The sequence below is a fragment of the Gordonia zhenghanii genome (genome assembly GCF_021738965.1).
Lineage (GTDB): Bacteria > Actinomycetota > Actinomycetes > Mycobacteriales > Mycobacteriaceae > Gordonia > Gordonia zhenghanii.
The window spans coordinates 72965-99167 of sequence record NZ_JAKKOQ010000012.1 but is presented as its reverse complement, the minus strand read 5'-3'; the positions used below and the strand labels follow the sequence as shown (position 1 = coordinate 99167).

20 protein-coding genes, 1 tRNA gene and 1 other RNA gene are annotated in these 26203 nt (G+C 67.3%); 11 read left to right on the top strand and 11 right to left on the bottom strand.

From position 1 onward, the window contains the following. Positions 1 to 19: 19 nt before the first annotated feature. The 3 genes from L5G32_RS13295 (at position 20) to ygiD (ending at position 2437) form a co-directional block, all read left to right on the top strand. Positions 20 to 862 carry a hypothetical protein gene (locus L5G32_RS13295; protein WP_237011538.1) on the top strand — a complete coding sequence of 281 codons (843 nt, stop codon included), beginning with the start codon at positions 20 to 22 and terminating at the stop codon, positions 860 to 862. Next, complete coding sequence (locus L5G32_RS13290) at positions 859 to 1425, top strand: TetR/AcrR family transcriptional regulator (protein ID WP_237011537.1); 567 nt, start codon at positions 859 to 861, stop codon at positions 1423 to 1425. Before L5G32_RS13295 ends, L5G32_RS13290 begins: the two co-directional genes overlap by 4 nt. Positions 1426 to 1579: 154 nt before the next feature. Beyond that, positions 1580 to 2437, top strand: a complete 858-nt coding sequence (ygiD, locus tag L5G32_RS13285) for a 4,5-DOPA-extradiol-dioxygenase (protein ID WP_265738993.1) — start codon at positions 1580 to 1582, stop codon at positions 2435 to 2437. Positions 2438 to 2447: 10 nt separating this feature from the next. On the opposite strand, the gene L5G32_RS13280 is transcribed toward ygiD, so the two are convergent. Genes L5G32_RS13280 through L5G32_RS13260 form a run of 5 tightly spaced genes read right to left on the bottom strand, consistent with a single transcriptional unit; the run spans position 2448 to position 12044 of the window. Further along, complete coding sequence (locus L5G32_RS13280) at positions 2448 to 3722, bottom strand: glutaminase (RefSeq protein ID WP_237011536.1); 1275 nt, start codon at positions 3720 to 3722, stop codon at positions 2448 to 2450. Positions 3723 to 3771: 49 nt separating this feature from the next. Next, entirely contained in the window at positions 3772 to 5079 is a 1308-nt protein-coding gene (locus L5G32_RS13275; RefSeq protein WP_237011535.1) for a TIGR02679 family protein, read from the bottom strand. 7 nt (positions 5080 to 5086) lie between these two features. Then, entirely contained in the window at positions 5087 to 9169 is a 4083-nt protein-coding gene (locus tag L5G32_RS13270; protein WP_237011534.1) for a TIGR02680 family protein, read from the bottom strand. Next, positions 9166 to 10413 carry a TIGR02678 family protein gene (locus L5G32_RS13265; RefSeq protein ID WP_237011533.1) on the bottom strand — a complete coding sequence of 416 codons (1248 nt, stop codon included), beginning with the start codon at positions 10411 to 10413 and terminating at the stop codon, positions 9166 to 9168. The genes L5G32_RS13270 and L5G32_RS13265 overlap by 4 nt, the downstream gene beginning before the upstream one ends. Beyond that, complete coding sequence (locus L5G32_RS13260; RefSeq protein ID WP_237011532.1) at positions 10410 to 12044, bottom strand: TIGR02677 family protein; 1635 nt, start codon at positions 12042 to 12044, stop codon at positions 10410 to 10412. Before L5G32_RS13260 ends, L5G32_RS13265 begins: the two co-directional genes overlap by 4 nt. A gap of 72 nt (positions 12045 to 12116) precedes the next feature. On the opposite strand from L5G32_RS13260, the gene L5G32_RS13255 reads away from it, so the two are divergent. Further along, positions 12117 to 13199 (top strand): zinc-dependent alcohol dehydrogenase, encoded by a 1083-nt coding sequence (locus tag L5G32_RS13255; RefSeq protein ID WP_237011531.1) that lies wholly within the window; start codon positions 12117 to 12119, stop codon positions 13197 to 13199. Positions 13200 to 13337: 138 nt separating this feature from the next. On the opposite strand, the gene L5G32_RS13250 is transcribed toward L5G32_RS13255, so the two are convergent. After that, positions 13338 to 14009 carry a M23 family metallopeptidase gene (locus tag L5G32_RS13250; RefSeq protein WP_237011530.1) on the bottom strand — a complete coding sequence of 224 codons (672 nt, stop codon included), beginning with the start codon at positions 14007 to 14009 and terminating at the stop codon, positions 13338 to 13340. A gap of 212 nt (positions 14010 to 14221) precedes the next feature. Beyond that, positions 14222 to 14294 (bottom strand) — tRNA-Ala (locus L5G32_RS13245). A 193-nt stretch (positions 14295 to 14487) separates the two neighbouring features. On the opposite strand from L5G32_RS13245, the gene L5G32_RS13240 reads away from it, so the two are divergent. Continuing rightward, positions 14488 to 16143, top strand: a complete 1656-nt coding sequence (locus tag L5G32_RS13240) for an FMN-binding glutamate synthase family protein (RefSeq protein WP_237011529.1) — start codon at positions 14488 to 14490, stop codon at positions 16141 to 16143. Positions 16144 to 16255: 112 nt separating this feature from the next. Here L5G32_RS13240 and L5G32_RS13235 read toward each other — a convergent pair whose 3' ends face one another. Both L5G32_RS13235 and pgm read right to left on the bottom strand, forming a co-directional pair. Next, positions 16256 to 16981: a DsbA family protein gene (locus L5G32_RS13235; protein WP_308192044.1), complete on the bottom strand. Its 726-nt coding sequence runs from the start codon at positions 16979 to 16981 to the stop codon at positions 16256 to 16258. A gap of 149 nt (positions 16982 to 17130) precedes the next feature. Then, positions 17131 to 18771, bottom strand: a complete 1641-nt coding sequence (gene pgm / locus L5G32_RS13230) for a phosphoglucomutase (alpha-D-glucose-1,6-bisphosphate-dependent) (RefSeq protein WP_237011528.1) — start codon at positions 18769 to 18771, stop codon at positions 17131 to 17133. Between the two features lie 68 nt (positions 18772 to 18839). Here pgm and L5G32_RS13225 point away from each other — a divergent pair, with 68 nt between their 5' ends. The 4 genes from L5G32_RS13225 to L5G32_RS13210 all read left to right on the top strand — a co-directional run bounded on the left by L5G32_RS13225 (position 18840) and on the right by L5G32_RS13210 (position 21877). Then, the gene (locus L5G32_RS13225) at positions 18840 to 19463 is read left to right on the top strand and encodes an alpha/beta hydrolase (RefSeq protein WP_237011527.1); all 624 of its coding nucleotides are present in this window, start codon (positions 18840 to 18842) and stop codon (positions 19461 to 19463) included. Next, complete coding sequence (locus L5G32_RS13220; protein WP_237011526.1) at positions 19460 to 20344, top strand: ABC transporter ATP-binding protein; 885 nt, start codon at positions 19460 to 19462, stop codon at positions 20342 to 20344. Before L5G32_RS13225 ends, L5G32_RS13220 begins: the two co-directional genes overlap by 4 nt. A 5-nt stretch (positions 20345 to 20349) precedes the next feature. After that, complete coding sequence (locus L5G32_RS13215) at positions 20350 to 21435, top strand: ABC transporter permease (RefSeq protein ID WP_237011643.1); 1086 nt, start codon at positions 20350 to 20352, stop codon at positions 21433 to 21435. 103 nt (positions 21436 to 21538) lie between these two features. Next, the gene (locus L5G32_RS13210) at positions 21539 to 21877 is read left to right on the top strand and encodes a DUF488 domain-containing protein (RefSeq protein WP_237011525.1); all 339 of its coding nucleotides are present in this window, start codon (positions 21539 to 21541) and stop codon (positions 21875 to 21877) included. On the opposite strand, the gene L5G32_RS13205 is transcribed toward L5G32_RS13210, so the two are convergent. After that, positions 21867 to 22427 carry a TetR/AcrR family transcriptional regulator gene (locus L5G32_RS13205; RefSeq protein ID WP_237011524.1) on the bottom strand — a complete coding sequence of 187 codons (561 nt, stop codon included), beginning with the start codon at positions 22425 to 22427 and terminating at the stop codon, positions 21867 to 21869. The two genes, L5G32_RS13210 and L5G32_RS13205, sit on opposite strands and share 11 nt — an antisense overlap. 157 nt (positions 22428 to 22584) lie before the next feature. Here L5G32_RS13205 and L5G32_RS13200 point away from each other — a divergent pair, with 157 nt between their 5' ends. Together L5G32_RS13200 and L5G32_RS13195 are read left to right on the top strand one after the other, a co-directional pair. Then, a complete protein-coding gene (locus L5G32_RS13200; RefSeq protein ID WP_237011523.1) occupies positions 22585 to 24231 on the top strand; it encodes a long-chain fatty acid--CoA ligase in 1647 nt (548 codons plus the stop codon). 310 nt (positions 24232 to 24541) lie between these two features. Further along, positions 24542 to 25564 carry an alpha/beta hydrolase family protein gene (locus L5G32_RS13195; RefSeq protein ID WP_237011522.1) on the top strand — a complete coding sequence of 341 codons (1023 nt, stop codon included), beginning with the start codon at positions 24542 to 24544 and terminating at the stop codon, positions 25562 to 25564. 195 nt (positions 25565 to 25759) lie between these two features. Here L5G32_RS13195 and ssrA read toward each other — a convergent pair. Continuing rightward, positions 25760 to 26132, bottom strand: a transfer-messenger RNA (tmRNA) gene (gene ssrA, locus L5G32_RS13190). Positions 26133 to 26203 lie beyond the last annotated feature (71 nt).

Here is a 26203-nt window from a genome sequence, read left to right as displayed (position 1 = left end):
ACGGTATGGTTTGTTAATTATGAGTCGTCGCCGATCGATTTCCGTCGCATATCTCCTGTTCGCAGCCCTTTTCGGAGCGGCGGCCGTTCTCGTGTCCGCGCCCTCGTCGGCGCGGGCGGAACCCGTGCGGTGCGCGCAGCAGTACCTCTATCTGCACGACATGGCAGGGACTGCCGCCGAGATGAGCGCCTTCGCGCACGCCGTCGGCACCCCGGCGCGGTGCTCAGTGATCGCCGACTACGGACGCACTCCACTCACCGATGCCGTCCTCGCGAGCGGCGGCGCGCGGGTCGCGGGCTTCACGTCCGTCGATGCGAGCGCCGAGCAGATCGCCGCCTTGATGCGGGATCGACGGCGCCCCGAGTCGCGCGGGTGGACCGTCCTGACGCAGGGCGCCGGAGCCCTGGTGGCCCAGCGGGTGGTGCAGGCGAAGCCGACCGCCAGCGAAAGGGATGCCGGAGCCATTCGAAAGATCGTCGCGGTCGGACCGATCTGGCGGGGAACCAACGTCGGGTTCCTCGGCGACACCGAAGACCTCAGCAGACGCCTCGGAACCTACGACGCGGTGCTCGCGGTGGAGGCTCCGCTCATCGATCCGTGGTGCGCGGGCTGCCGAGAACTCGTTCGGGGTTCGGACTTGCTGGTCGCCATGCGGCGAGACGGGCTTCCGTCCGCCGGGGTCCGCTACACGAATGTCATCTCGCCGTTCGACGGGTTGGTCAGTGATCCGCTGTCGGCTGCGCTCGACGGCATGGATAACCGGATCCTCGACCCGGCGCGCACCCGCGGCGTCGCGCACCATTTCGCACTGCTGTCCGAACCGACCGTGGTCGCCGCCGTCCGCGACGCGGTCGCCCGATGACCCCGTCTCGTCGCAGCAGTCGTCTATCTGCCGTCGACTGGGTCGACGCCGCTCTGGGACTGCTCGCCGCCGAGGGGGTGCGGGGCGTCAAGATCTCGCGCTTGTGCGAGGAACTCGCGGTGACCAAAGGCAGTTTCTACTGGCACTTCACCGACCTCGACGCGTTGTGGGAGGCGATGGCGGTGCGCTGGCAGGAGGTCAATCGGCTGCGAGTGGCAGAACTCCACGGTCTCACCGAGATGCCCGCCGATGCGCGGCTGATCGCCTTGTCGACGATGCTGATCAGCGACAGTCATCTGACCGTGGAGAAGGCCATCCGGGACTGGGCGCGCAGCAACGAAAAGGTCGCCGAGACGGTGCGCAACATCGACGGCGAGATCTTCAAGGTCGTCGACGACACGCTGCAGGAGTTGACGATGAGCGCAGACAAGGCCCGCCTGCTGGCGGGTCTGCTCGTCTATGCCGGGATCGGGTTCATCCACGGCCACGACGGCCTGCCGACGCCCACTCCGGAAGAGTTGCGGCACGCCATATCCGGGTTGATCCTCTCCGCCGCCGACTGACGTCGAGCCCTGCTGGTCGAGCGGAGTCAGCGAGACAGCCCCGCTGGTCGAGCGGAGTCGAGACCCGACAACAGACCTGACTGTGGAGCCGATGCACGCGCCGCCGATCGCGTACCGTCGAAGGCGGATCTTCGCCGCCTAGGAGGGCCTTCTGATGAATTCGACGATCATGCCTGCCGCGTTCATCGGGCACGGAAATCCGATGAACGCGATCGAGCGCAACCGGTACACCGAGTCATGGAAGGCCTTCGGCGCGGCGGTCCCCACACCGCGTGCGATCGTGGTGATCTCGGCGCACTGGTACACCAACGCGACCGCGGTCACGGCGATGCCGCTCCCCCGCACGATCCACGACTTCTACGGCTTCCCCCAGGAACTGTTCGACGTCGAGTATCCGGCGCCGGGCGCGCCGGAGATCGCCGAACTGGTCGCCGACGTGGTCAAGCCGACGTGGGTGGGCTTGGACGCGGACAGCTGGGGAATCGACCACGGCACCTGGTCGGTCCTGACGCACGCCTTCCCGGACGCGTCGATCCCGGTGATCCAGTTGTCGCTCAACGCTTTCAAGAGCTTCGACCACCACATGGAGATCGGCCGCAAGCTCGCGCCGCTACGCGAGCAGGGCGTCCTGATCGTCGGCAGCGGCAACATCGTGCACAACCTGCGCGCGGTCGACTTCTCGCAACCGGACACCGGGTACGACTGGGCGCATCGGTTCGACGACGCCGCAGGCGAACTGCTCCAGGACGATCCGACCACCGTCCTCTCGCTCGACGCGCACCGAGACTTCACGAAGGCCGTGCCGACACCGGACCACTTCCTGCCGATGCTGTACATCGCCGGACTCGCCGACGGCCAGCCGTTGCAACCGCTGATCAAGGGGTACGCGGCGGGCTCGCTGTCGATGACCGCCTACAGCCTGGGCTTCGACTGCGAACTCGACCTGTCGGGACCGACGGCCGGGGCTGCGGAACTACCCGCGAACTTCCCTGCTCTCGACTCGAACCTGTAGCCGAGCGCGGTCATTCCGTGATGCCGAGGCGCTCGCTGACCACCGTCACCCGTCCTCCATCGCCCGGATCGGGATCGGGAAGCGCCCCGTCGGGATCGATCAGGTAGACGTCGTGGCCGTCGAGGGTCAGTCGGCGGACTGCTTCGAGAAGCATGCGGCGAGCGACGGGACCTACCGTCGCGACACGCTCGAGGCTGATCGCCACCCGCTTCTGCGTCAGCGGATCGTTCTCGAGGTCGCGCAGTACGCGTTCGGCGCCCGCGAACCGGATGCGTCCCTGCAACGACAGGATCTGCACGGCCTGGTCTCCGGTGCCCACGAGTTCACGGCCTCGGACCACCGACGGGCCGGGCGGGGGCACCTCCATCAGATGCATCCCCATCTCTGAGGTGAACCGACGGAACAGGTCCACTCCGCGCACGCTGTTACCGTGCTCATCCAGTCGCGGGGAGAACGTCGCAATGCCTGCCTGACCTGGCAGCGCCCCGATCAGCCCACCTGCGACACCGCTCTTGGCCGGGATGCCGACGTTCGTCATCCAGTGCCCGGCGCCGTCGTACATGCCGCAGGTGGCCATCACGCTGAGCACCTGGCGGACGACCAACGCAGACACCACGGGCGCGCCGGTCAACGGGTTGACGCCGCGGTTCGCGAGCGTGGCGGCCATGAGGGCCAGATCCTCGACTGTCACCAGAAGCGCGCACTGTCGCGTGTATCCGACGACCGCGTCCAACGGCTCGCCATCGATGATGTCGTTGGCGCGCAACATGTTCGCCAACGCGCGGTTTCGGTACGCCGTGGAGATCTCCGACTCGTAGACGCCTTCGTCGACCGACAGATGTCGCCCGGCGAAGGCACTTAGTCCGTCGATGATCCGGGACGTCCGCTCCGTCGGGGTCGCATCCCGCGGACCCGCCAACGTGTGTGCCGTGATCGCCCCGGCGTTGATCATCGGATTCAGTGGCCGACCGGTGCCGTCCTCGAACGAGATCTCGTTGAACGCGTCCCCGCTGGGCTCCACACTCACCTTCGCCATGACCTCGTCGAACCCGCTGTCGGCGAGCGCGAGTGCGTAGACGAACGGCTTGGATATCGATTGGATGCTGAACGCCACGTCGGCGTCGCCCTGCGAGTACAGACGACCGTCCTCGGTGCACAGCGCCACCGCGAGACGATCCGGATTCGCCGCTGCGAGTTCGGGGATGTAGTCGGCCATCGCACCGGACTCATCGGACTCGACGGACGACAGGGCTTCAGCGAGATAATCGGGAATCGGCGATCGCACTCGCACAACCTACCCCGCCGAGCCGTCCGGCGAAGCGGACAAGTCCGAATCAGGCCGTGCCGAGGACATCGGCGACGAGATCGCCGATCACTGCCTCTTCTTCGACGGCCAGGCCGTTCTCGGCCATCGCCGATGCCAGTTCCGGATCCCACGGCGATTCCACGAGTGCTCCGGACAGTCGCAGCACACGGCGATCGTCGGCCTCGACCGCGGCGCGGTAGTCGCCGGCACCGAACCGCCACGGCTCCCATGCGACCTTCGCATACACGGCGCGGGCGATGTGAAGTCCGGCCCAGTCGAAGTCACCGTGGTAGCGAACCTGCGCACCGCTCGTGGCGAGGGTCGTCAGGAGGTCGACGACGGCCGCAGACGGCTGCCCCGACGTGCATACGAGCAGCGGATCAGTCCCCGTCGCGCGCAGCCTCCACACGTCGGCGACGACCTCGACGACGGCCGGGTTCTCGCACACGTGCACCACGTCATCGGGCGCAGCGACCGCGATCCCTCCCGACCGGATCTGTTCCAGGGTGAGCACGGTCGCGGTCCGCGCCGACTTCATCGCCGTCAACGACGCAGCCGTCGATGCTGCGACACCGGTCGCCGGTCGGGGCGCACCGGACACGCCCAGGCACAGCACGGTCGAAGCGAGGGCCGATTGCACCACGCCCGCCGCTGCCCACACTTCGCGCGCCGATCGATCGGCGTCGCCTCCGAACACTGCGCCGACCGCAGCGACGGCGAAGCGACCGAGCGGACGCGTCGCGTCCAATCCGTGCGCATCACCGACGGCACGCCGGGCGATCACCGCCAGCGGTTCACCGCTCGCCGGCAGCACGTCGAGCACTCGGACGACCGCGTCGACCAACAATGCACCCGACGCATACGCATCCGTCGATCCCGTTCGTCGGTTCTCCGACCGAGCAGCGCGCTTGAGGTTGCCTGTCGCGCACCACGTCTCCCACCAGTCGCCGACCTCCGGATTCTTCGCGAGCGCGGGTGCCATGCGATCACGCACCGCTGCCCACGCCTGGGCATCTCGGCTACGGATCGCCGCACGGTCGACGACCGACCCGCTGATTGTCTCGACCGCATCGGCGAGCCCGGCAGGCCACGGACCGCGCCGCAGGATCTCCTCCACCGCTGCGAGGTCGACCCGTAACGTCCTACCCGACCGACGAGGCCGTCCAACGAGCCGTGCAACGGCCGTTCGCTGTTCCGCGGTCGGATCAGCGAGTACGACGGTCCCGTCCAGTGGCCGCTCGCCTGCGGCGAGGATTCGCCCGCGGACTCGCTCTACCAACCATGCGGTCTCGGGACCCCCGATCAGTCGATCGAGCGCACGTCGGTCCCCGGTCACTATGTCCTCATCCGAACAGAGTGTCTTGGTCGGTGTCCGGATCACCGGTCGATGTGCCGCGCGCGGTCGCAACCAGCGGCACGTCGACGTCACGCTCGCGGGTGGTCCCGTCCCACCGCCACCGGGTGACCCCGACTGCGTCGACGCCGTCCATTCGGGACAGCTGGGCGATGGCCAGCCCTGGCACCTGCGGATAACAGCCCCACTCGCGTTCGCTCGTCATCACGACGTCGAGATCGAATGTCGCGAGGAGACCCAACGACTTCGCGCGCGAGTCGTCGTCGACTCCCGCGAACGCTTCGTCGAGCAAGATGAGTCGCGGTGCCGTCGGGGCGGCCGAGTTGTAATGCGCGGATGCCGCCGCGAACAGTGGAATCGATACAGCCAGTGCTCGTTCCCCGCCGGACGCCGGCCCGGACGCCGACCTCCACTGCCCGTTCTGATAACGGTCGATCGCGAAGACATGCCACTGCCGGTAGTCCAGCGCCTGCTGCAGGTGCCTCTGCCAGCCGCCTTCTGGATCGGCCTCTCGGATCTCGCCGATCCTCGACTGGAGGAACTCCCCGACCGCTGCACGATCCTCCTGCGTCCAGGTCGCATCCGATCTACTCAGGACCGCGCGGGCCGCGGCCAGTCCCGCCGGCCCGTCAGCCCGCTCGCGCCACCGGACCCGTAACTGCATCCCCGTCGACGTGCGCCGCGCGGCAAGCTCTCGGTTCATCCCCTCGATCTGCTCGTCTGCGGTGCTCAGCAGATCATGCAGATGCGCGGCCGCCTCATTGACGAGGCTGTTCTCCAGGATCGCGCGCTCACGCGCACTGAGGATGCGCTCGCGGCTCTCGACGTCGGCCGTCAACTGCTTGGTGAGAACGTCGACGTCGACCTCGTCGTGCAGGTAACGGACGCGAGCGAGCATGACGTCGCCTCGCGTCTCGAGTGATGCCTGGTGACCGAGCTTGCTCATCTGCGTCGTCAGTTCGGTCCACGCGCCGGAGATCCGCTGCTGGGAGCGGTTCCACGCCTCATCGGACTCGTCGACAGAACTCAGCTGCTGCTCGGCGGTGCGAGCTAAGGACACCGCGGCTGTCAGGGTCCATTCGTCGACGGCGTCGGGGGACGGATGGGTCACCTCCGGAGCCGCGACGCGCAGCAGGCCGGTCATGGTGAATTCGCGCAACGCGCTGATCGTTCGGGCACGCGCACTCGCCGCCTCCTCTCGCCGTTCGGTCAGGTCGGCGACTCGCTGCCGCAGCGTCCCAGTCGCGGCCGCCTCGTCCCGACGAAGGCGTTCGATGCGGTCCTGTTCGTCGGCTTGGGTGTCGATCGCGGCCTTGACCGCGGCGAGTCGCTCCTGGAGTTCGGCGACGGACGCGCCGACGGTAGCGTGCAGTTCGTCGTACCGGGAACGCAGCCCGGCCGCGTCGGCACGAAGCCGACCTCGTTCCTCGTCACGGCCGCGCGCCAGGTCCGCCGATTCCGCGGCGCGGCGGGCCGCATCCTCACGGCGGACCGCGGCGTCGGAGACAGCCTCCGCAGCCGACCGCACCTGCGAGAGCAGCACCGCGTACTCGGTCACCGCTGCGTCCGTGACGTCGAGGTCCGCGGGCCGGGTCGAGAGATCAAGGTCTGCGGCCTGGCCTGCGAGTTCAGCACCCGTTCGTTCGACCTCCGCAGTGACGTGTTCACAGTGCTCGCGCGCGTAAGCGGCTGTCGCGCGCGCCCCGGCGAGCTCGCGTTCTGCAGCGGCGACCCGTTCGTGGACGGCCGACAGTTCGTGCTCGCGGACCGCCGGGTAGGCATCGCGTTCAGCGTCCACCTGATCCATACGACGGGTGGCTGCGGCAATCCGCTCGCCAGCGGCGTTGAGGATCGCGTCGAGATCGACGACCTGTTCCTGCAGTTCGGCGATCACCGAGCGCCGTCGTTGCTCGCGGGCCATCGCGCCGACGAACTCGACGCGCGATTTACGCCACTGACCGCGTGCCGGGCCGGCACCCCACCGCCCGTCGCCGTCGACCCACAGGGCGGCATCTGACTCCTCGCCCCAGCCGATCCGGCCGAGCACGGCACGTATGACGGATGGTTCGACACCTGACTCGGGTTCTGTTTCTGGTTCCAGGATGTCGGCGAGCGCCGGGACGACCTCACCGCCTATCGGGCCGAGGACCACGTCACCGCCCGCCTGCACGGTTCCGTCGGGGAACACCCAGGCGTCGAGCAGTCCGGCCGACTCGAGTGCGGCTTCGGCCGCGGCTTGCTCGGCATCCGAGATTCCCCGTGTGAAACCGACAAGACGCCACAACGGCGCACCACGGCGGTCCCGCCGAGCGTCCGGGTCGCGACCGGGCGGGCGAGCGGGCTCCACGTCACGCCCTGATTCATGTTCAGCGATCCGAGCGGTGATCTCGTCGCGCTCGCGGCTTGCAGTGCTGGCCACGGTTTCGGCGTCCGCGATCTCCCGGTGGATGTCGGCAGACACTGCGGCTGCCGCCTCGTCGGTCGCGGCCCGTACCGGCGAAGCGCCCGACATGGTTCGCGCCCACGCCTGCGCCCGGTCGACGACGTTGTCGGGTAGGACGATCGCGTCCAGTCCGCTGAGGTACGCGCGGACCGCGCTGCGATAGCCGTCGACCGCCTCGTCGACTGCGTCGCGGGCGCCGACGAGCCCCTCGGCGCGCCCCGTCTCGTCGCCCTCTGCCGCGTCGAGCGCGCGACGCGCCGACTCTGCCTGCTGCAGGTGTTCCGTCTGGTCGGCGACCAATGCACGTACATGACGGATCTGCTCACTGCGTCGTTTCAACGCGCGCTCGGCGGCTGCCTGGTCGTAGGCGATGTCCGGGTGATCGGCGGCGAGGCCGGCCTGCGCCGAGACCGCGACCGCGCGCGTCTCGTACCGGCCCAGGGCGTCTACAGCTGTGGCGTGACGATCTGCCTCGGCCGTCTCCCCATCGGCGTCGACGCGGGCGCGGTCTGCGGCCCGTACGGCCTCCGCTTCGGCGTCGACAGCGCGCCCTTCGGCAGCCGCTGCGTCCCCGGATAGCTGGTCGAGACGGTCAGCGTCGCGCATCTGGGGACCACTGCGCAGGGCCTTGTCCTGTCCTTCCAGGACGTGCATCTGTTCTCTGGTCTGCTCGTGCGCCAGAGCGAGTGTCTCTTCGCGGGCCATCGACTCGCCGAGCTGCTCCTGCGCTGCGCTGAGGTCCCGACCCGCCCACTCGAACCCGGAGTTCGCCTGGCGGACCGCCGACGTGTGGCGACGTACCGCGACCTGGGCGTACATGCGGTAGTGGCGGAGGAATGCTTGAGCGGCGTGCAGCGTCTCTGTGGCCGCCGCGACGCCTTCGCGTTCCTCGTCGAGGGACCGGAACGATTCGGCGACATCAGCGACCAGTGCCTGGTCGGGCGGTCCGAGAGCTTCGGTCAGAGCTGCCGACAGAGCTTTCTCGTCCGGCCGTTTAGACAACTGCGGCTGCCGCAGTTGGATCAACAGGTCGATGAGCGCACCGTATCGTTCCGGGCCGAGCCCGAACATGGCCTCGTCGACGGCCCGCCGATACTGCTCCTGCGTCGTGTACACCTGGCCGGCACCGGTCGTCTCGAGTTCGTCGCGGAGACGTTCCTGAGTGACGACGATCCGCTGCTCGTCGAGCAGCCGCAGGTCGCCGACACGGCGATCGCTGACGAAGAACCAACTCTTCACGATCCCCCGACCGGTGGCGGCCTTGAGTCCGATGCCGATGGTCGTATAGCACGGTCGTCCGTCGTCGTCGACGCGCCCGAACTCCGCCCACGAGTATCCGGTGCGTTCGGAATTCGGGTGGGTACCGGCGAGGAGCAGGTTCCACTCCATGGTCTTCTTCGGGTCGGCGTCGGGCTCCACCCGGTGGGCTCGGGTCGACCCGTCGAGCAAGAACGGCAAGGTCAACGCAAGTACCTTCGACTTGCCGGTGCCGTTGTTTCCGCGCAGCAGCAGACGGCCATCGTGAAACCAGAACTGTTCGTCGTCGTAGTAGAACAGGTCGACCAGACCCAGACGTAGCGGAGTCCATCGACGGGTAGTCGGTGTAGGTAGCCCAGGCGAGTCAGTCATCGTGCCTCCCGTCCACGAATGACGGGCGACGCTACTGCGAACCGGTGGAGGGCAGGCAGCGGTGTCACGACAGCGTCCGTTCCTGTTCCGACACATCGCACCAGACCGAGTCCGACGAGCCGATTGAGCGCTTCGTCGACCAACGGGTTCTCGGCGCCCACCTCGCGAACCGTCTTGCGCCAGTAAGCATGGTAGGTCGCGGCGAGCGCCCGGACCTGTCCGCGCAGATCTCCGACAGTCGCTCGGCCGGTCGCGGTGAGATACTCGGCGAGCAACAAGGTCGCGTGCCCGTCCGTGCCCTGATCGGGCATGCGCACGTCGGTGAGGGCGTCGTCGGGATCGGCCAGTGCGATGCCTTCGGCCCGCAGTTCCGGAACGAGTCCGGCACCCTCCGCGAGTCTCCGTGTCAACGGCACCCGTTGACTGACCAGGTAGTTCCGTTCGGCCTCCGGCAACTCGTCGTAGTAGACGACCGGATCGCACAGCAGTCGCCGGGACACTCGATGGCGTAACTGCCGGTTAGTCTCGCCGTCTGTGTAGATGGGCGGCGGCCGGTGCAGCGCCTCTTCGATGTCGCCTATCTCAGGAGTATCACCGAGACTCCCGGCGACGATCCCCGGTGCGTGCACGGTGGACAGGATCGTCGACAAGACGCGCCGGTCTATGTCGTAGAGCGCGTCGCCGTCGGCTGACACATACGAGTCCTCATCGCCTGCGACTCGCATGAGAACGCCGTATCCGAGAAGGAGTCGGATCGCTGCCACCATGTCCGATCGTTCGTCGCGCCGACCGAGCGTGAACTCAACGGCCTCGAGTCCGGGCTGTCGGGCAGCGAGCACTACCTCGTCGGCGAGTTGGCCGAGCGCCACTTGTGGGTCGGCACGTTCGAGAACCGCTAGAAGCAGGCAGAGCAGTACGTAACGACGACGTGTGAAGGGCGGATCGCTCCGCCTTCCTCTCGCCGCATGACGTGCTGCGACCGTCTCCGCAGTCGGTCCGCTCGGTACGTACGAAGTCATCAGACGCACTGTCTGGGACCCGACTACGAGTCGCCACCCGGTCTCGCGGTCGAACCACGCGCGCAGTTCGTCGGAGTGTCGGCGGGCGGCGCGAAAGAGGTCGGTGTCGCCGTCCACGCTGAGGACCGGTCGCATGAGCAGAGCCCGGACGACGCGGACCCGGTCGTGAGCGTCCCGTGCCGCCAATGCGTCGGTGATGGCCGCACCCGTCGCGAAGCGTGTCATATCCGGACTCCGGCCGCGGGGGCGATGTCGACAAGGTGATCGGGTCCGGTCAGGTCGCCGTCAGGTGTCGAGATGGTCATCTCTCGCGTGCCCTCGATACGGTGCAGCGTCACGGTCAGCTCACCGTCGGATGTGGCGATCTGAGCAGTGTCGGCGCGTGGGCCCATCGCAGCGAGCCCGTCGCCGAGTAGCCCGAGGAACAGGCCGAACGCGTCGGTGTCGAGTTCACCGAACGCCGACAACGGCTGCGGGCCGTTGGTGAGGATCCGCCGCCGGGCCTGCGCGGTCTGCTCGGCTTGCGCGCGGGCCTGATCGGCAAGCATCTTCTTCGCCGCCGACCGGTCGGTGACACGCGATGCCCGGCCGCGACGCTCGTACGAACCGCTACGGCGCAACTGCGGACTGATTTCCAGCGCGGGCGCGTCGGCCCACGAGGTGGTGCTACCGAGATCGGCGTCATCCCAAGCGCTCTCCGTCGCCGAGGTGACCGAGAGGTGCCGTACCGGGCTCAGACCGAATGCCGACCGCCACAGCCGGTGGCGGTCGCCGTCGCTGGGCAGGGCAGCGAACCAGCGCGCGAGTGTGAGGAAGTCATTGGTGCGATCGGTTCGACCGCTCGCGTGCTCGTTCAGGGTGCGAACGACGGCGAGCAGTGCCGGAATCGCGGCCCGGGCTCGGGACCGTAGGAGCCGCGCTTCGCTCTCCCGCTCCCTGGTGCTGATGAACCAGTCCGTGAGCCCAGACCACTGACGCACCCACCGGTCGCGTGCCTGTTTGAACGCCGCATCCGCTTCGCCCGGTGCTGCGTCGAGCGATTCCCGCCGGGCAGCCGTGTCGACGAGGAACACCACTCCATCTAAGGGAATCTCGGTAAGGAGTGCCGTGATGGCGGCCCCACGAGTCAACAGGTCTCCGATGAACCGCTCAAGGTACTCGATGAGCTGTTCCTTGTAGGCGAGGAACGCGTCGACGTCGGCGTCGTGCAGGTCGATGGCACGCTGGACGGAACCCATGAACGCGACGGCGTTCTCGGCGAGTTCAACGAACCGCGCCCGCAGGCTCAACTGGTTCTGATGGGTGACGGCAGTGTCCACTTCGACGCCGTCTGCGTGACGGCGCACGGTGTCTCGCAATGCGGTGAGGAGGACGACGATGTCCTCCAAGGCGACGGACTGGAGTGCGCCACGCGAACCGAGCGCGGCGTCGTACTGGGCGAGCGCACGTTCGGCGGCTTCGCCTTCCCTGGACAACTGATAGAGCATCCGGCGGCGATAGAAATCAGCGAGTGCCGTGACTCGGCTCGAGTCGGCGAAGGTGAGCACGTTGCCCCACGACGGTTGCGCGAGTCGCGCCAGCGCCTCGCCGACCTCGTCGTCGGTGACTCGCTCGCCACCGTCGGCAGCGAGCGCCATAGCGATGTCGTCCGGACGGACGTGGACAGTGAAGCGTTCTTTCTCCGCCATGAGCGCTTTCATGACGCGGCGGTACAGCTGCGCGTTCGGTGTCGCGAGATACGCGAACGGGCCATACCCGCCTGCACGATCCTCGGTCGCGTCGTCTCCCAACTCGGTCACGGCTTCCATCTTGTCATCCAGCACCGACATCGTCAGTGGGGCAACGACGGTCACCACCAGTGCCCCTGACTGACACACCACTCGCGTCACAATCGTCGCGACCACGCACCCTGTCGATAGTCTGTGACGATGCCGACCGATCTCACCGAAGACTCTCCTGATCAATGGACCATGCGCGGCGCACTCGTCCGACCGACCCGTGACGTGGTGATCGAGCAGCGACCGGTGCCTACCCCTGAGCCGGAGCAAGTGCTGGTGCGCAGTTCCCTCGTCGGGATCTGCGGCTCGGACACGCATGCGCTCGCAGGCCATCACCCGTTCCTCGACCGCGATTACGCGCCCGGGCACGAGGCGGTCGGCACCGTCGTCGCGGTCGGCGAATCAGTCTCCGCGCTGACCGTCGGACAGCGGGTTCTCCTCAAGCCGAACGTCGCCTGCGGGAAGTGCGCGAACTGTCGGGCTGGCCGCAGCAACGCGTGCGAGACGCTGTCGTGGATCGGCTGCGACGTCTCACGGCACTGGTCCGGCGCGCTTGCAGAGTATTTCGTGGCGCCGGAACGCAATGTGTTTCCGGTGCCAGACCACGTGGACGACGCGACGGCGGTCCTCGTTGAATGCCTCGCGACACCGGTGCACGCCGTCCGGATCGCCGGCGACCTCGCCGGCGACCTCGCCGGAGCCCGCGTCGTCGTTCTCGGCGCGGGAACGATCGGCGTTCTGGCGGTCGTTGCGGCGCTGCACGCCGGTGCCGACCGTGTCGTGGTCACTGACATGGACCAGGGAAAACTCGACCGCGCGGAACGGGTCGGCGCCGCCGGAGGCGTCGTGGCGTCGGCCACCGACGTCGACGACCAGGTGCGCAGCGCACTGGGCGGACCGGCCGACGTCGTCCTGGACTGCGTCGCGTCGCAGGGCTCACTCACTCAGGCGGTCGGACTCCTCCGCCGGGCCGGGACAGTCCTCGTGGTCGGCGTCCCCGCGCGGGAGGCATCGCTCCCGATGCCGATCATTCAGGACTGGGAGATCCGCGTGCAGGGCTGCGCGGCCTACACCGAGGACGACGTCGCGGCCGCCCTCGCGATCGCGGCCGACGAGGGCATCCCCACCGTCGAGATCGTCTCGCAGCACGTCCCACTCGACGACGTGGCGGCGGCGTTCGCTGCAGCGACCGCGGATTCGTCCGGGAAGGTGCTCATCGATCCTCGGCGGTGAGCACGCTGCAGTTAGTTGAACGTCGCCCTCGCGTCAGTGGTGCCGCTCAGCAGGTAGGGCGGTCTATCCGGGCTCCTATGGCCTCAGCGGTACCACTGACGCGAGTCGGCGGCGTGTTGCCGCCGACTCGCTGTCAGATCAGGGCTGAACGCCGCGCTTGGCCAACCAGGTGTGCGGGTTGATCGGGGCACCGGCGGCGTTGTGGACCTCGTAGTGCAGGTGGGGTCCGGTGGAATTGCCACGGCTGCCCACGGTGCCGATCTTCTCGCCCGCATGCACTTTCTCGCCTGCGTTCACGAAGATCTGCTCGACGTGGCCGAAGATCGCGGTGGTGCCGTCGTCCTGGCGGACCCGAATCCACTGTCCGTAGCCCGAGGCCGGCCCTGCTTCGAGGACCACGCCGTCGGTCACGGCGTACACCGGGGTGCCGGTCTTGTTCGCGATGTCGATGCCGTCGTGGTGGGCGCCCCATCGTGCGCCGTAATTCGACGTGACTGTTCCGCTCGCCGGCTTCACGGCGCGGCCCTGACCGGTCCGCGGAAGCAGGTCGCGGAGCGCGTTGTCGAGGTCCTGCGGCAGGTTCTTGGGAACCTTCAGGTTCTCCGGCAGCTTCACGCCGTCCGGGAGCGTTATCGGCGACGAGGGCTTGGCGGCGACTTCACCGGCGGTGGCGCCGGCGAGGCCGATCGCGCCGGCGATGGCGGCGACGGCGCCGATACGCACCGGCATCGCGGTCCGGCGCGCCGTGACCACCCGATGGCGGCCCGCTTCGCGGGTCTGGGAGGTGACGCCGAGGTCGGCGAGGGTCAAGGTGGTGTCAGCAGTTACGCGGTGTCGAGACAAAGTCTGTCCGTTCGGAGGTAGATAACGTTTCGGAAACGGTAAGGACACGGCGAGGCTACTTGGTGAACGTCGCACGACGCTAGCCAGAGCGCGGTACGGGTGATGCCAGTCACCCGAAATGGCGGTCGGCGAAATGCCGAATGGCCGGTCAGAAACGTCTCTGACCGGCCATTCGTGGGTGGAGCTAAGGGGATTCGAACCCCTGACCCCCACACTGCCAGTGTGGTGCGCTACCAGCTGCGCCATAGCCCCGTGTTCAGTTGTGCCCCCGATCGGGTGCGCTAGTTAACCTACCCCACCCCGTAAACGGCGACCAAATCCACTGGTCGCCTCTCCCCGGTGTTGCTGTATGCAACACCTGTCCGAGTAGTCGACGTAGTCTGGCCGCGGCGGGGCCGATGACGCGCGCCCCACGCGATCGACGACGACGGAAGGTTCAGTTCTCATGATCCGATGGCTCGCAGTCCTCTCCCTCTGGATCGTCGCGGCCCTCACTCTGATACTCGTGTTCGGCGTCTCCGTGTGGTGGCTGTTCCTGACGGTCCCGCTCGTCGTGGTCGCCGCGATCGGCGCCTACGACCTGATGCAGCGCGACCACAGCATCCTGCGGAACTACCCGGTGCTCGGCCACTTCCGATTCTTCCTGGAATCGATCCGACCGGAGATCCAGCAGTATTTCGTCGAACGCAACACCGACGGCGCACCGTTCGACAGGAACACGCGCAGCACCATCTATGAGCGGGCCAAAGACATCAAAGACGTCGACCCGTTCGGCACCCAACGCGACGTCAACAAAATCGGCGCCGAGTTCGTTCGACACTCCATCGCCGCCCGCCCCGCCCGAGCGGGCGTCCCCCGCGTGCGGATCGGCGGCCCGTCGTGCACCCAGCCGTACGACATGGCGATCTACAACGTCTCCGCCATGAGCTTCGGTTCACTCTCGGCCAACGCGATCCTCGCGCTCAACGGCGGTGCGGCCCGCGGCGGATTCGCCCACGACACCGGCGAAGGCGGACTGAGCCCGTATCACCTGCAGCCCGGCGGTGACCTCATCTGGGAGATCGGCACCGGCTACTTCGGCTGCCGTACTGCCGACGGCCGTTTCGACCCGGACACGTTCGCGCAGAAGGTGCGGGCTCCGTCGATCAAGTGCGTGTCGATCAAACTGTCTCAAGGCGCGAAGCCCGGGCTCGGCGGCGTGATGCCCGGGGCCAAGGTCACCGCTGAGATCGCCGAGATGCGCGGCGTCCCCGTCGGCAAGACCGTCGTCTCACCGCCGTCGCACAACCGGTTCCATACGCCGGAAGGCCTCTGCGAGTTCATCGGACAGCTACGCGACCTGTCCGGCGGCAAACCCGTCGGCTTCAAACTGTGCGTCGGCTCGCGCAGCGAGCTCCTCGGCATCTGCAAGGCGATCATCAGCACCGGCATCGCACCAGACTTCATCATCGTCGACGGCTCCGAGGGCGGCACGGGAGCCGCGCCCGTCGAGTTCGAGGACAACGTCGGCATGCCGCTGACACAAGGGCTGATGACCGTCCACAACGCGCTCGTCGGCACCGGACTGCGCGGCCAGATCCGCGTCGGAGCGTCCGGCAAGATCACCAACGGCGTCGACATCGTCAAACGCATCATCCAAGGCGCCGACTTCACGCTTGCCGCCCGCGCCATGATGATGGCGGTCGGCTGCATCCAAGCGCAGGCCTGCCACACCAACAAGTGCCCCGTCGGCGTCGCCACCCAAGACCCGAAGCGGGCGCGCGCACTCGACGTTCCCGACAAGACCGAGCGGGTCTACAACCTGCAACGCAACGTCGTCGACAACGCCAAGCAACTGATCGCGTCGATGGGACTCAACAGCTTCGCCGACCTCAACGCATCGATGCTGATGCGGACCGTCGGACCCAACGAGTCCAAGTCGTACGTCGACCTCTACGAATGGCTCACTCCCGGCGAACTCCTGACCGATCCGCCGGAGTCGTGGCGCGCAGACTGGGATTACTCCCGCAGCGACTCGTTCGTGCTCGCGTCGCTGTACGAGTCCGAACCAGACGAGTACAACCCGCCGATCACCACGACCGACGGACCACTCGCCGTCTGACGCGCGGCTGGCACAACTCTCACCTATAGCGCCACTCGAGCGGAAATACGGCTGTCATCGGCGCAGTACGTGAGAGTAATCCCCGACTCCGCTCGACCAGCGAGGAAACGGGTCAGGATTTGGGCGGGTTCGCGATCAGCTCGTCGAGCCAGGCTGGACCGTTCATGATTCCGTCGACCTGAGAACCCGCGGAGAGGACGCTCGGCGTCATGACGTTCCCGTCGTTCGAGTTCTCGAGCTGCGTACTCGACTCGTCCGCCATCCCCCGCGCTTCGTCGACGAGCGCGCCGTCGGCGATGCACTTCTGCGAGGCCGGGCCTGCGCCGGCGTCGGCTGCCAGCTTCGCGATCTCCGCGTTAGACGGGTCGTCGCCCGACTTCGCGAACAACGCCGAGTGCAGCTTCCAGAAGGCGTCGCGGTCGTCGTTGCGGGCGACGCAGAGGATCGCGCCCGCGCCGCGGGAGGAGAAGTCACCCGACTCCGAGTCGGAGTCCAAGAAGTTCAGCATGTGGTAGCGGACGCGGACCGTCCCCTCAGTGACCTTCGACTGGATGGCAGGCCCCGAACTGGCCTCGAACTCCTTGCAGTGCGGACAGTTGAAGTCCTCGAACACGTCGATGGTCTCCGGAGCCGTCCGCTCCCCGACGATGAACGACGCATTCTCGGCGAGCACGGTGTCCTCGACAGGCGGATACGTCTTGTTCGACTGCCACAGGTACCCGCCGACCACCACTGCGACCACCACGAAGACGCCCAACCCGATCAGGATGTACGACATCCTGCTCGACGTGGCTTGCGGTTCGTACTTCGCGTTGGTGCGCTCGCTGCTCTTGCTCACGCCCTCGACTCTAGCGGGAGAGGTCTCGACTCCGCGGTCTCGACTCCGCTCGACCAGCGGTTGGGGGGCTCGGCCAGCGAGAAAGGGGGGCTCGACTCCGCTCGACCAGCGGCGGGGGCTCGACCAGCGGTTGGGGCTCGACCGGCGGCCTATCCCAGGACCGAGTCGACCAGGGACTGCGCCTGTTCTTGAACGCGCGCGAGGTGATCGGCTCCGCGGAACGACTCGGCGTAGATCTTGTAGACGTCTTCGGTGCCGGACGGGCGGGCGGCGAACCAGGCGTTCTCCGTCGTCACCTTCAGGCCGCCGATCGCGCGACCGTTGCCTGGAGCTTCGGTGAGGATCGCCGTGATCGACTCCCCCGCCAGTTCCGTCGCCGAGACCTGGCTCGCCGTCAGCGCACCCAACCGGGCCTTCTGGTCGCGATTCGCGGGCGCGTCGATCCGCGCGTACGCCGATTCGCCGAACTGCTCAGCCAACTCGGCGTACCGCTCCGACGGACTCTTGCCGGTCACCGCGAGGATCTCCGACGCCAGGAGATCCATGATGATGCCGTCCTTGTCGGTGGACCACGGTGCGCCGTCGAACGTCAGGAACGATGCTCCGGCGCTCTCCTCACCGCCGAACGCGACCGAGCCGTCGAGCAGGCCGTCGACGAAGTATTTGAACCCGACCGGAACCTCCATCAGCGTGCGCCCGAGACCGCCGACCACACGATCGATCAACGACGACGACACCAACGTCTTCCCGACGGCCGCGCCCGCGCCCCAGCCCTCTCGATGCGAGAACAGATAGTCGACGGCCACCGCCAGATAATGATTCGGGTTCATCAGTCCGGCGTCACCGGTCACGATGCCGTGCCGGTCGGCGTCCGCGTCGTTTCCGGTCGCGATGTCGAATTCGTCGCGCCGCGCGATCAGCGATGCCATGGCGTTCGGCGAGGAGCAGTCCATCCGGATCTTGCCGTCGGTGTCGAGCGTCATGAACCCGAACGCCGGATCGACCGTCGGGTTCACGACCGTCATCGCATCGAGCCGGTAGAAGTCCTTGATCTCGCTCCAGTAGTTCACCGAGGCTCCGCCCAACGGGTCGGCTCCGATCTCGACGCCCGCCGCGGCGATCGCCGCGAGATTCACGACGTCGCCCAATGCGGTCACATACTCCCCGGAGAACGGGTACTCGATGACGAGTTCCGAAACGCGGGCCCGTTCGAACGGGACGCGCTGAACGTCCCGCAACCCGTTCGCGAGGATCTCGTTGGCGCGAGCCGCGATCGGCGTCGTGATCGGAGTGTCCGCAGGCCCGCCGCTCGGCGGGTTGTATTTGAAGCCGCCCTCCGCTGGCGGATTGTGCGACGGCGTCACCACGATCCCGTCGGCGAGCACACCGGGGTTCTCCGCGTTGAACCGTAGAATCGCGCGGCTCACCGCGGGGGTGGGCGTGTAATCGTCGTCGACGGCGGTGAACACGGCGACGCCGTTGCCGACGAGGACCTCGACTGCCGACCGCCACGCAGGCGTGGACAACAGGTGGGTGTCGAAGCCGATGAACACCGGTCCTTCGATGCCTGCCCGCTCGCGGTGTTCGACGATCGCCTGCGTCATCGCGAGGACATGCGACTCATTGAATGACCCCGCGAGGCTCGATCCGCGGTGCCCCGACGTCCCGAAGACCACCTGCTGTGCCGGATCGTCAGAGTCGGGTATCCGCTCGTAGTAAGCGTTTTCGACGGCGGCGACATCGATCAAGTCGCTGTCGCGGGCAGGGGTTCCAGCTCTCGGGTGCGCCATGGAACCGATTGTGCCACCGGTACTTGGCTATTGTCGGAGTCGACCTGTCACCGGATATGAGGGATTCCATGCGTCTGTCGCTTCCCGACACCGAACTCGCCGTCCTCGTCCTGCCCGGCGGCACAGATTTCAGCTACCGGCCGTTCTCGCCGGTGCAGCCGTCGGCCCTCCGCATGTACCCGTTCACCGCGTCGATCCAGTCCGTGTTCGGCCCGCGCGTCCGCGTCCGGCAAGTCCGCTACCGCGTCTACGGATGGAACGGCGGACAAGCCAGCCCGATGCCGTACGCCCGCAACGCTCTCGAGGAGTTGGCCCGAGACTGTCCCGACGTTCCGATCGCGGTCGTCGGGCATTCGATGGGCGGCCGGATCGCCGCACAGCTCGGCGACGACGAACGCGTCACCGACATCCTCGCTCTGGCGCCGTGGTGGCAGTTCGCCGACTGGCGCGCGATCCACGACGAGGCACGGGTCGTCGCGGTCCACGGCGACGCCGACACCGTCACCCGGCACCGGCGCACGGCGAAGGGAATCGCCGAACTCTCCGAACGCGGCCTCGACGCCACCTACATCCCGGTGCCCGGCGGGCGCCATCCGATGCTCGACCATCTCGGCCTCTGGCACGGCGAAGCACTCGCCTTCGTCGCGCATGCACTCGACCGTGCACGGGTGAGCGAGAGCGTGTCGAGATGACTCTGCCCTCACCGATGACCGCGCCCGCGCCCGCGTTGACGGGCGCCGGCCTCGGACGCTCGTTCGGCGCTCACCACGCGGTCGTCCACGCCGACATCGCGCTTCATCCGGGCCGGATCACCGGCCTCGTCGGCCCCAACGGCGCCGGGAAGACGACACTGCTGCTGATGCTCGCTGGTCTACTCGCGCCCGACCGCGGCGTCATAACGATGGGCGGCGGCGGTATGCCGGCGGTCGTCGACCCGCAGACGATGCGCGGACACATCGGGTGGATGCCCGACGTGTTCGGGACGTGGGAGTCGTTGACGCCGCGCGAGATCCTCGTCGCCTTCGCTCGGCTCAACGGCGTGGACCGGGCGGCGGCGGACCAGCGGGCCCGCGAACTGCTCGCCCACGTGCATCTCGCCGAGTTCACCGACCACCCGGCATCGGGTCTGTCGCGTGGCCAGAAACAACGTCTCGGTCTGGCGCGAGCGCTGGTCAACCATCCGCGGATCCTGCTGCTCGACGAGCCGGCCTCCGGCATGGATCCGCGGTCGCGCATCGAGCTCCGCACCCAGCTGCGGGCCGTCGCCGATGCGGGCGCGGCGGTACTCGTGTCCTCGCACATCCTCGGTGAGCTCGAGGAGATGGTCGACGACGTGGTCATGATGACCGGCGGGCACACCCGGGTGCCGGCCCCCACGACCGCGGCCCGCTGGCGGGTGCGGCTCGTCGACCAGCCCGCCGATCAGGCCGTCGTCGTCGAACTCGCCGACGACGCGGCGGCCGCCGCGTACCTCGCCCACCACCTCGGCCAGGGTGCGCCGATCGCCGAGTTCACCCGCCTGCACAGTGGTCTCGAACGGGCGTACCTCGACCTCGACGCGGACAGGACGTGACTTCGATGAACCCCAACCGTCCGATGACTCGCAGCCGTCCGATAACTCGCAATGCGGTGGCCGTGCTGGTCGGCCTGGAAGTCCGCCAACGGATCCGCTCCACCCGATGGCAGGTCACCGCTGGGATCCTGTTCGCGTTGATCAGCGTCATGGTGCTCGGATCGCTGTACCTGACCGTGACCGTCGCCGGCGGGGCGTACGCCGACTGGGCGAGCAACCTCCTCGACATCGTGCTGGCCGTCGTCCTGTTTCTCGGCCTCGCCGCCGCACCGACTCTGAGCGCCACGGCGATCAACGGCGATCGCCGTGACGCCACGCTCGCTCTCGTCCAGGCGACACCGATCTCCTCGTGGGACCTCGCCGTCGGCAAACTCCTCGGTTCCTGGCTCTCGGCGCTCGCCCTGATCGGGGTGGCTTTGCCCTATCTGCTGTGGGGCATCGCGTCGAGTTCCACGTCGATCCTGTTCGGGGTCCTGGCCGTCGTCGTGCTCGCTCTGATCATGCTCGCCTACTGCGCGATCGGATTGGCGTTCTCCTCGCTCACCACTCGCCCGGCGGCGTCGGCGATGCTGACCCAGGCGATGGTTCTCCTGTTGCTGCTCGGGCTGCCCATCGCGTTCGGCTTCACCTATCCATTGACCTCACGGACCCACCAGGTGACCGTCGCCGAACGCGACTACAGCGTCGACTCGTCAGTTCCCGGGTGCGTCCTGGTCGAGAAGGACAAGCGGTTCCACCACACCGAGTACACGTGGTGGTTGCTGGCGCCGAACCCCGTCCTGTTGGTCTCGGACACCTTGGCTGCAGGGATCGCCGGATCCTCCGACGACGATGACTTCCACGGGGCCTCGGGCTTCTTCGCATTCCTGCAGTCCGCGGCCCGCTCCGGTCCGGACTTGAGTCCGCAGACGTGCGAGAGCGCTCTCACGCCGGGCCCCTCCAGTGACGACCGCGCCGCCGGGCACATCGGCGACAGCTGGTACATCGGGCTGATCCTCACGCTCGGCGTCGGCGCCGCGGCGCTGATCGTCGCGGCTCGCCGACTGCGCGTCCCTGCACACAAGCTCGGTCGGGGTGTGCGCGTGGCCTAATCGTTCGTGGTGCCGAGTCGTTCGTGGTGCCGAGTCGTTCGTGACACATAGTCGGGACATGAGTCCGTAGCGGCGAACCCCCGAGAGCGATAGCGTCGCAGACATGATCACCGTCGCTCGTGTCTACGACCAGCCCGACGCCGACCGCGTCTTCGTCGACCGTCTGTGGCCCCGTGGAATCCGCAAGGATGATCCGCGGGTCGGACGCTGGATCAAAGACGTGACGCCGTCGAACGAACTGCGCAGCTGGTACCACTCGAACCGCGATCGATACGACGACTTCGTCGCCCGCTATCGGGAAGAACTCGCGTCGGGTCCGGCAGCCGAGGCACTCGACGAGTTGCGGAAGCTCGCCGACGACGGCGACATCGAGTTGGCGACGGCTGCCAAGGACGTCGAGCACAGTCACGTCCCGGTGATCGTGGACGCCCTCAACCGATGACGGCGTCTCGCACGCCGAGCATGGCCCCGCACGCCTGAGCGACCTTCTCCGCATCCGGCTCTTCGCCGCTGATCGCGTTGGCGTAGACGAACGTCTCGGTGATCCGGACCAGGATGAGTGCGAGGTCTGGCACCGGCAACGGCGGAACGAGCGTGCCCGCGAGCACCTCGCCGTCGATGAACGTCTCGACGCGGTCGACGATGCGCGGCTGCACACCGCCCGCCTTAGTCGTCATCAACCGCCAGGCCCGCTCGGGTTCGCGCGCGAAGAAGTCGCGGAAGTACTGCGCTCCGTTGGCGCGCACCGCGAACTCGCGCATCATCGACGCCACGCGGACACCGCCCTGGCCCTGCGCGCGGCGAGCGGCAGCGTCCATCGTCATCTCGGTCAGTGACCAGATCACTTCGCCGAGCAGCCCGTCGCGGCCGTTGAAGCGGCGGTAGACGGTGCTGCGGTTGACGCCCGCGTGGGCGGCCAACTCGCCCATCTCCAGACGCTCGCCCGACACGAATCGGTCGCGCGCCAGGGCGAGTACCTCGTCGGACTTCACTCGCGCGTCAACTCCTCGATCGAAATGCACCATCTTGGTGGAATGATGCGACAGATTGCGACTAATGTAGGAAACTAGTCGCCAGCGGCGTGAGGCCGCTCACTTTTCGGCGAACACAGTGCGAACCGACTCGATCGGCGCAGACGAAGGAGACTTGATGATCCAGTCCACGATGCAACACGGCGCACTCACCATCTCGAGTCTGGTCGAGTACAGCCGCCGCATCTTCCCGGAAGCCAGTATTCGCACGTGGACCGGCGAGGGCTTCCGTGACATGTCGTTCGCCGAGGTCGGCGACACCGGCGCGAAGATCGCCAACGCACTCACCAAGCTCGGCGTCCAGCGCGGCGACCGCGTGGCCACCTTCATGTGGAACAACAACGAGCACCAGGCGATCTATGCGGGCGTTCCGTCGATGGGCGCGATCCTGCACACTCTCAATCTGCGGCTGTCGCCCGAGCAGGCCGTCTTCATCATCAACCACGCCGACGACAAGGTGATCTTCGTCGACGCCAGCGTCGCGCCGATGCTCAGCCCGTACCTGCAGGGCACGCCGCACGTCCAGCACGTCATCGTCTGCAACGGACCGGTCGACGCCGTCTCCGCTCCGGAAGGCGTCACCGTGCACCAGTTCGACGAACTGATCGCCGACGAGTCGACGACCTACGAGTGGCCCGACGTCGACGAGACCGACGCCGCCGTCATGTGCTACACCTCGGGCACCACAGGCGACCCGAAGGGCGTCGTCTACTCGCACCGCAGCATCTACCTGCACTCGATGAGCATCACGACGACGATGGGCATGGGCCTGTCGAGCACCGATACGATGCTCGCCATCGTCCCGATGTTCCACGTCATGTCGTGGGGCCTGCCGTTCGCCGCGATGATGGCCGGTTCGACGCTGATCATGCCCGACCGGTTCCTGCAGCCCGAACCGCTGCTCGCGATGATCGACTCGGGTCGGCCGACCCTGGCGGCGGCGGTACCCACCATCTGGCAGGGCGTGTCGGCTCAGCTCGACGCGAACCCGCAGGACATCTCGCACCTGCGCGAGGTGATCGTCGGCGGCGCCGCAGTGCCGCCCGCGATGATCAAGAAGTTCGACGGCTACGGCGTCCGCATCACCCACGCGTGGGGCATGACCGAGACGTCGCCGCTGGGCAGCGTCGCCCGCCCGCCGATGGGCGTGGAGACCGAGGAGGCCGAGTTCGCCTACCGCGTCACCCAGGGTCGGTTCCCGGCGCAGGTCGCCGCCCGCATCATCGGCGACGACGGCCAGGCACAGCCGTGGGACGGCGAGTCGGTCGGCGAACTCGAAGTCGCAGGCCCCTGGATCACTGCGTCGTACTACCAGCCCGAAGGCAACGTCGTCGACGAGTCGAAGTTCGACGACGGATGGCTGCGCACCGGCGACGTCGCGACCATCACCCCCGACGGATTCATGACGATCGTCGACCGCGCCAAGGACATGATCAAGACCGGCGGCGAATGGATCTCGTCGGTGGAGCTCGAGAACATCATCGCGTCCAACCCGGCGATCGTCGAGGCGACCGTGGTCGGCGTTCCCGACAAGAAGTGGGACGAGCGCCCGTTCGTGCTCGCCGTGGTCCGCACCGACGAGGACACCGACATCGACGCGCACAAGAAGTACCTGGAGGACTTGGTTCCGCGCTGGCAGATCCCCGAGCGCTGGTCGTTCGTCACCGAGGTGCCCAAGACGTCGGTCGGCAAGTTCGACAAGAAGCGGGTTCGCAAGCATTACGCGGAGGGCGATTACACGATCATCGGCGATCCCGAGGCCTGAACACTCGCGAGTTCAAGTGACCGACGGTACCGTAAGTACATTCACCGATTCTCTCCAGTGACAGGAGCACGACATGTTCGATCAAGCAGTGTGGGATGTTCTGCAGAACAACGATGCGATTCTCGGCGCACTCCGGGTGATGTTCTCCGGTCTCCCCTGAGTCCTCAGATCACCCGGTAGAGGCTTGCCGGACGTACGACGGCCCGCACACCATCTCGGTGTGCGGGCCGCCGTCGTTCTACTCGGGATCGTCGTCCACGTCGCGGCGAGGCGGAGCGCCCCCTCGACGCGTCCCGTCTAAACTCGCGGTGTGAGCCGCAGGAGAAGACTGACGCTGGTGGCGCTCGGCACCGTCGTCGCACTCGTTCTCGGCGTCGCCGTATGGATTCTCATCGCCAAGGACTATGCGTTCCACGAAGAGCGCGTCACGATTCCCGGACCCCGCGGCGAACTGCACGGTGTCCTGGCGATTCCGTCCGACGACGGCCCGCACGGGCTGGTCGTCTTCGTCCACGACGACGGTCCCGCCGACGCCGACGACGACGGTCATTACCGGCCGCTGTGGGACGCCTTCGCACAGGCGGGGTTCGCCTCCCTCTCGTGGGACAAGCCCGGCGTCGCGGACGCTCCAGGCGACTGGCTCGACCAGACGATGCACGACCGTGCGACCGAGGTCGACTCGGTGATCGCATGGGCGCACACTCGTGATGACATCGACACCACCCAGGTCGGCGCGTGGGGCATCGGACAGGCGGGCTGGGTGCTTCCCGAAGTGGCGCAGGCCCGCCCCGACCTCCGCTTCATGATCGCCGTCGACCCGGCGATCGACTGGCTGCGGCGCGAGCAGTACGCGGCGCGAGCCGAGGCAGTCGCCGACGGCGACTCGCCCGAGGACGTCGCTGCAGCCGTCGATCGTCGCGCCAGGCGGACCGCTCTCATCCGCCGCAACGCCGACTACCGGGCGTACCTCGACTCGCACGTCGACGAGGACCCGATGCCGGCAGCGCGGTGGGCCTTCGTCAAACGTAATGCGAACTCCGATTCGACCGCGGCACTCAAGACCATCCCGGTCCCGACCCTTCTTCTCCTCGGCGGCCGCGACCGAGGCGTCGACGTCGCCGAGACCGAACGGGTGTACCGCCGGCAGGTGCAGCCTGATCTCCTGACGGTCAAAGACTTCCCCGACGGGACGCACCGCCTGACACGCAACGACATCGAGTACCGCGGAGGCGACATCCGCACCCTCGGCCGATCGATCCTCGCCCCGAAGACCATCTACGTGCCCCACTACCTGGACACCCTCCGCGTCTTCGCGAAGCGCCAGACCGAGTGACACCTTCGCCGGTCGAGCAAAGTCGAGACCCCCACCGCTGGTCGAGCCATCTTCCACCGCTGGTCGAGTCGGCCAGCCTCGCTTCAACCTGCGGCAAGGTCTCGACTCCGCTCGACAAACGGATGGTCAGCGGCAGGGTCTCGACTCCGCTCGGCCAGAAAAAGCGCCCCACCTGCTTGGCAGGTGGGGCGCCTCGGGTGGAGCCGCCGGGAATTGAACCCGGGTCCTCCGTCACGTCGGTGGGGCTTCTCCGTGTGCAGTCCGCTGTGTCTCTACTTGGATCTCCCGGTCTCACGAACAAGCCGGGATGACGATCCCAGTCGCTGTTTGATGTCCTGCCGACGCCCGCGACCGACGACGACAGTGAGTCCCCTTGCTGATGCCGGCATCCGGTTCCGGGAACTTAGAACCGGGCCGACAGACTAGCCTCGCTGATCAGGCAGCGAGTGCGTAGTCGCGCTGATTGGAATCGGCGCTTAATTGTTTGCTGCGACGCTTACGGTGGTCTCCAGCCTGCACCGACACGCTTCCCCCACCTCAATGCACGTAGTCGAAACCGATCGGCCCCGAGGTGGTGCCCACTGTTTCCAGCGGACACCCCATCATAACCAACTGGACCGACACTTTTCATCCCGATAA

Coding starts and splice junctions, on each gene's coding strand:
- L5G32_RS13295 (WP_237011538.1), top strand. CDS start 20: ATGAGTCGTCGCCGATCGATTTCCGTCGCATATCTCCTGTTCGCAGCC.
- L5G32_RS13290 (WP_237011537.1), top strand. CDS start 859: ATGACCCCGTCTCGTCGCAGCAGTCGTCTATCTGCCGTCGACTGGGTC.
- ygiD (WP_265738993.1), top strand. CDS start 1,580: ATGAATTCGACGATCATGCCTGCCGCGTTCATCGGGCACGGAAATCCG.
- L5G32_RS13270 (WP_237011534.1), bottom strand. CDS start 9,169: ATGACTGACTCGCCTGGGCTACCTACACCGACTACCCGTCGATGGACT.
- L5G32_RS13265 (WP_237011533.1), bottom strand. CDS start 10,413: ATGACACGCTTCGCGACGGGTGCGGCCATCACCGACGCATTGGCGGCA.
- L5G32_RS13255 (WP_237011531.1), top strand. CDS start 12,117: ATGCCGACCGATCTCACCGAAGACTCTCCTGATCAATGGACCATGCGC.
- L5G32_RS13240 (WP_237011529.1), top strand. CDS start 14,488: ATGATCCGATGGCTCGCAGTCCTCTCCCTCTGGATCGTCGCGGCCCTC.
- pgm (WP_237011528.1), bottom strand. CDS start 18,771: ATGGCGCACCCGAGAGCTGGAACCCCTGCCCGCGACAGCGACTTGATC.
- L5G32_RS13225 (WP_237011527.1), top strand. CDS start 18,840: ATGCGTCTGTCGCTTCCCGACACCGAACTCGCCGTCCTCGTCCTGCCC.
- L5G32_RS13220 (WP_237011526.1), top strand. CDS start 19,460: ATGACTCTGCCCTCACCGATGACCGCGCCCGCGCCCGCGTTGACGGGC.
- L5G32_RS13215 (WP_237011643.1), top strand. CDS start 20,350: ATGAACCCCAACCGTCCGATGACTCGCAGCCGTCCGATAACTCGCAAT.
- L5G32_RS13210 (WP_237011525.1), top strand. CDS start 21,539: ATGATCACCGTCGCTCGTGTCTACGACCAGCCCGACGCCGACCGCGTC.
- L5G32_RS13200 (WP_237011523.1), top strand. CDS start 22,585: ATGATCCAGTCCACGATGCAACACGGCGCACTCACCATCTCGAGTCTG.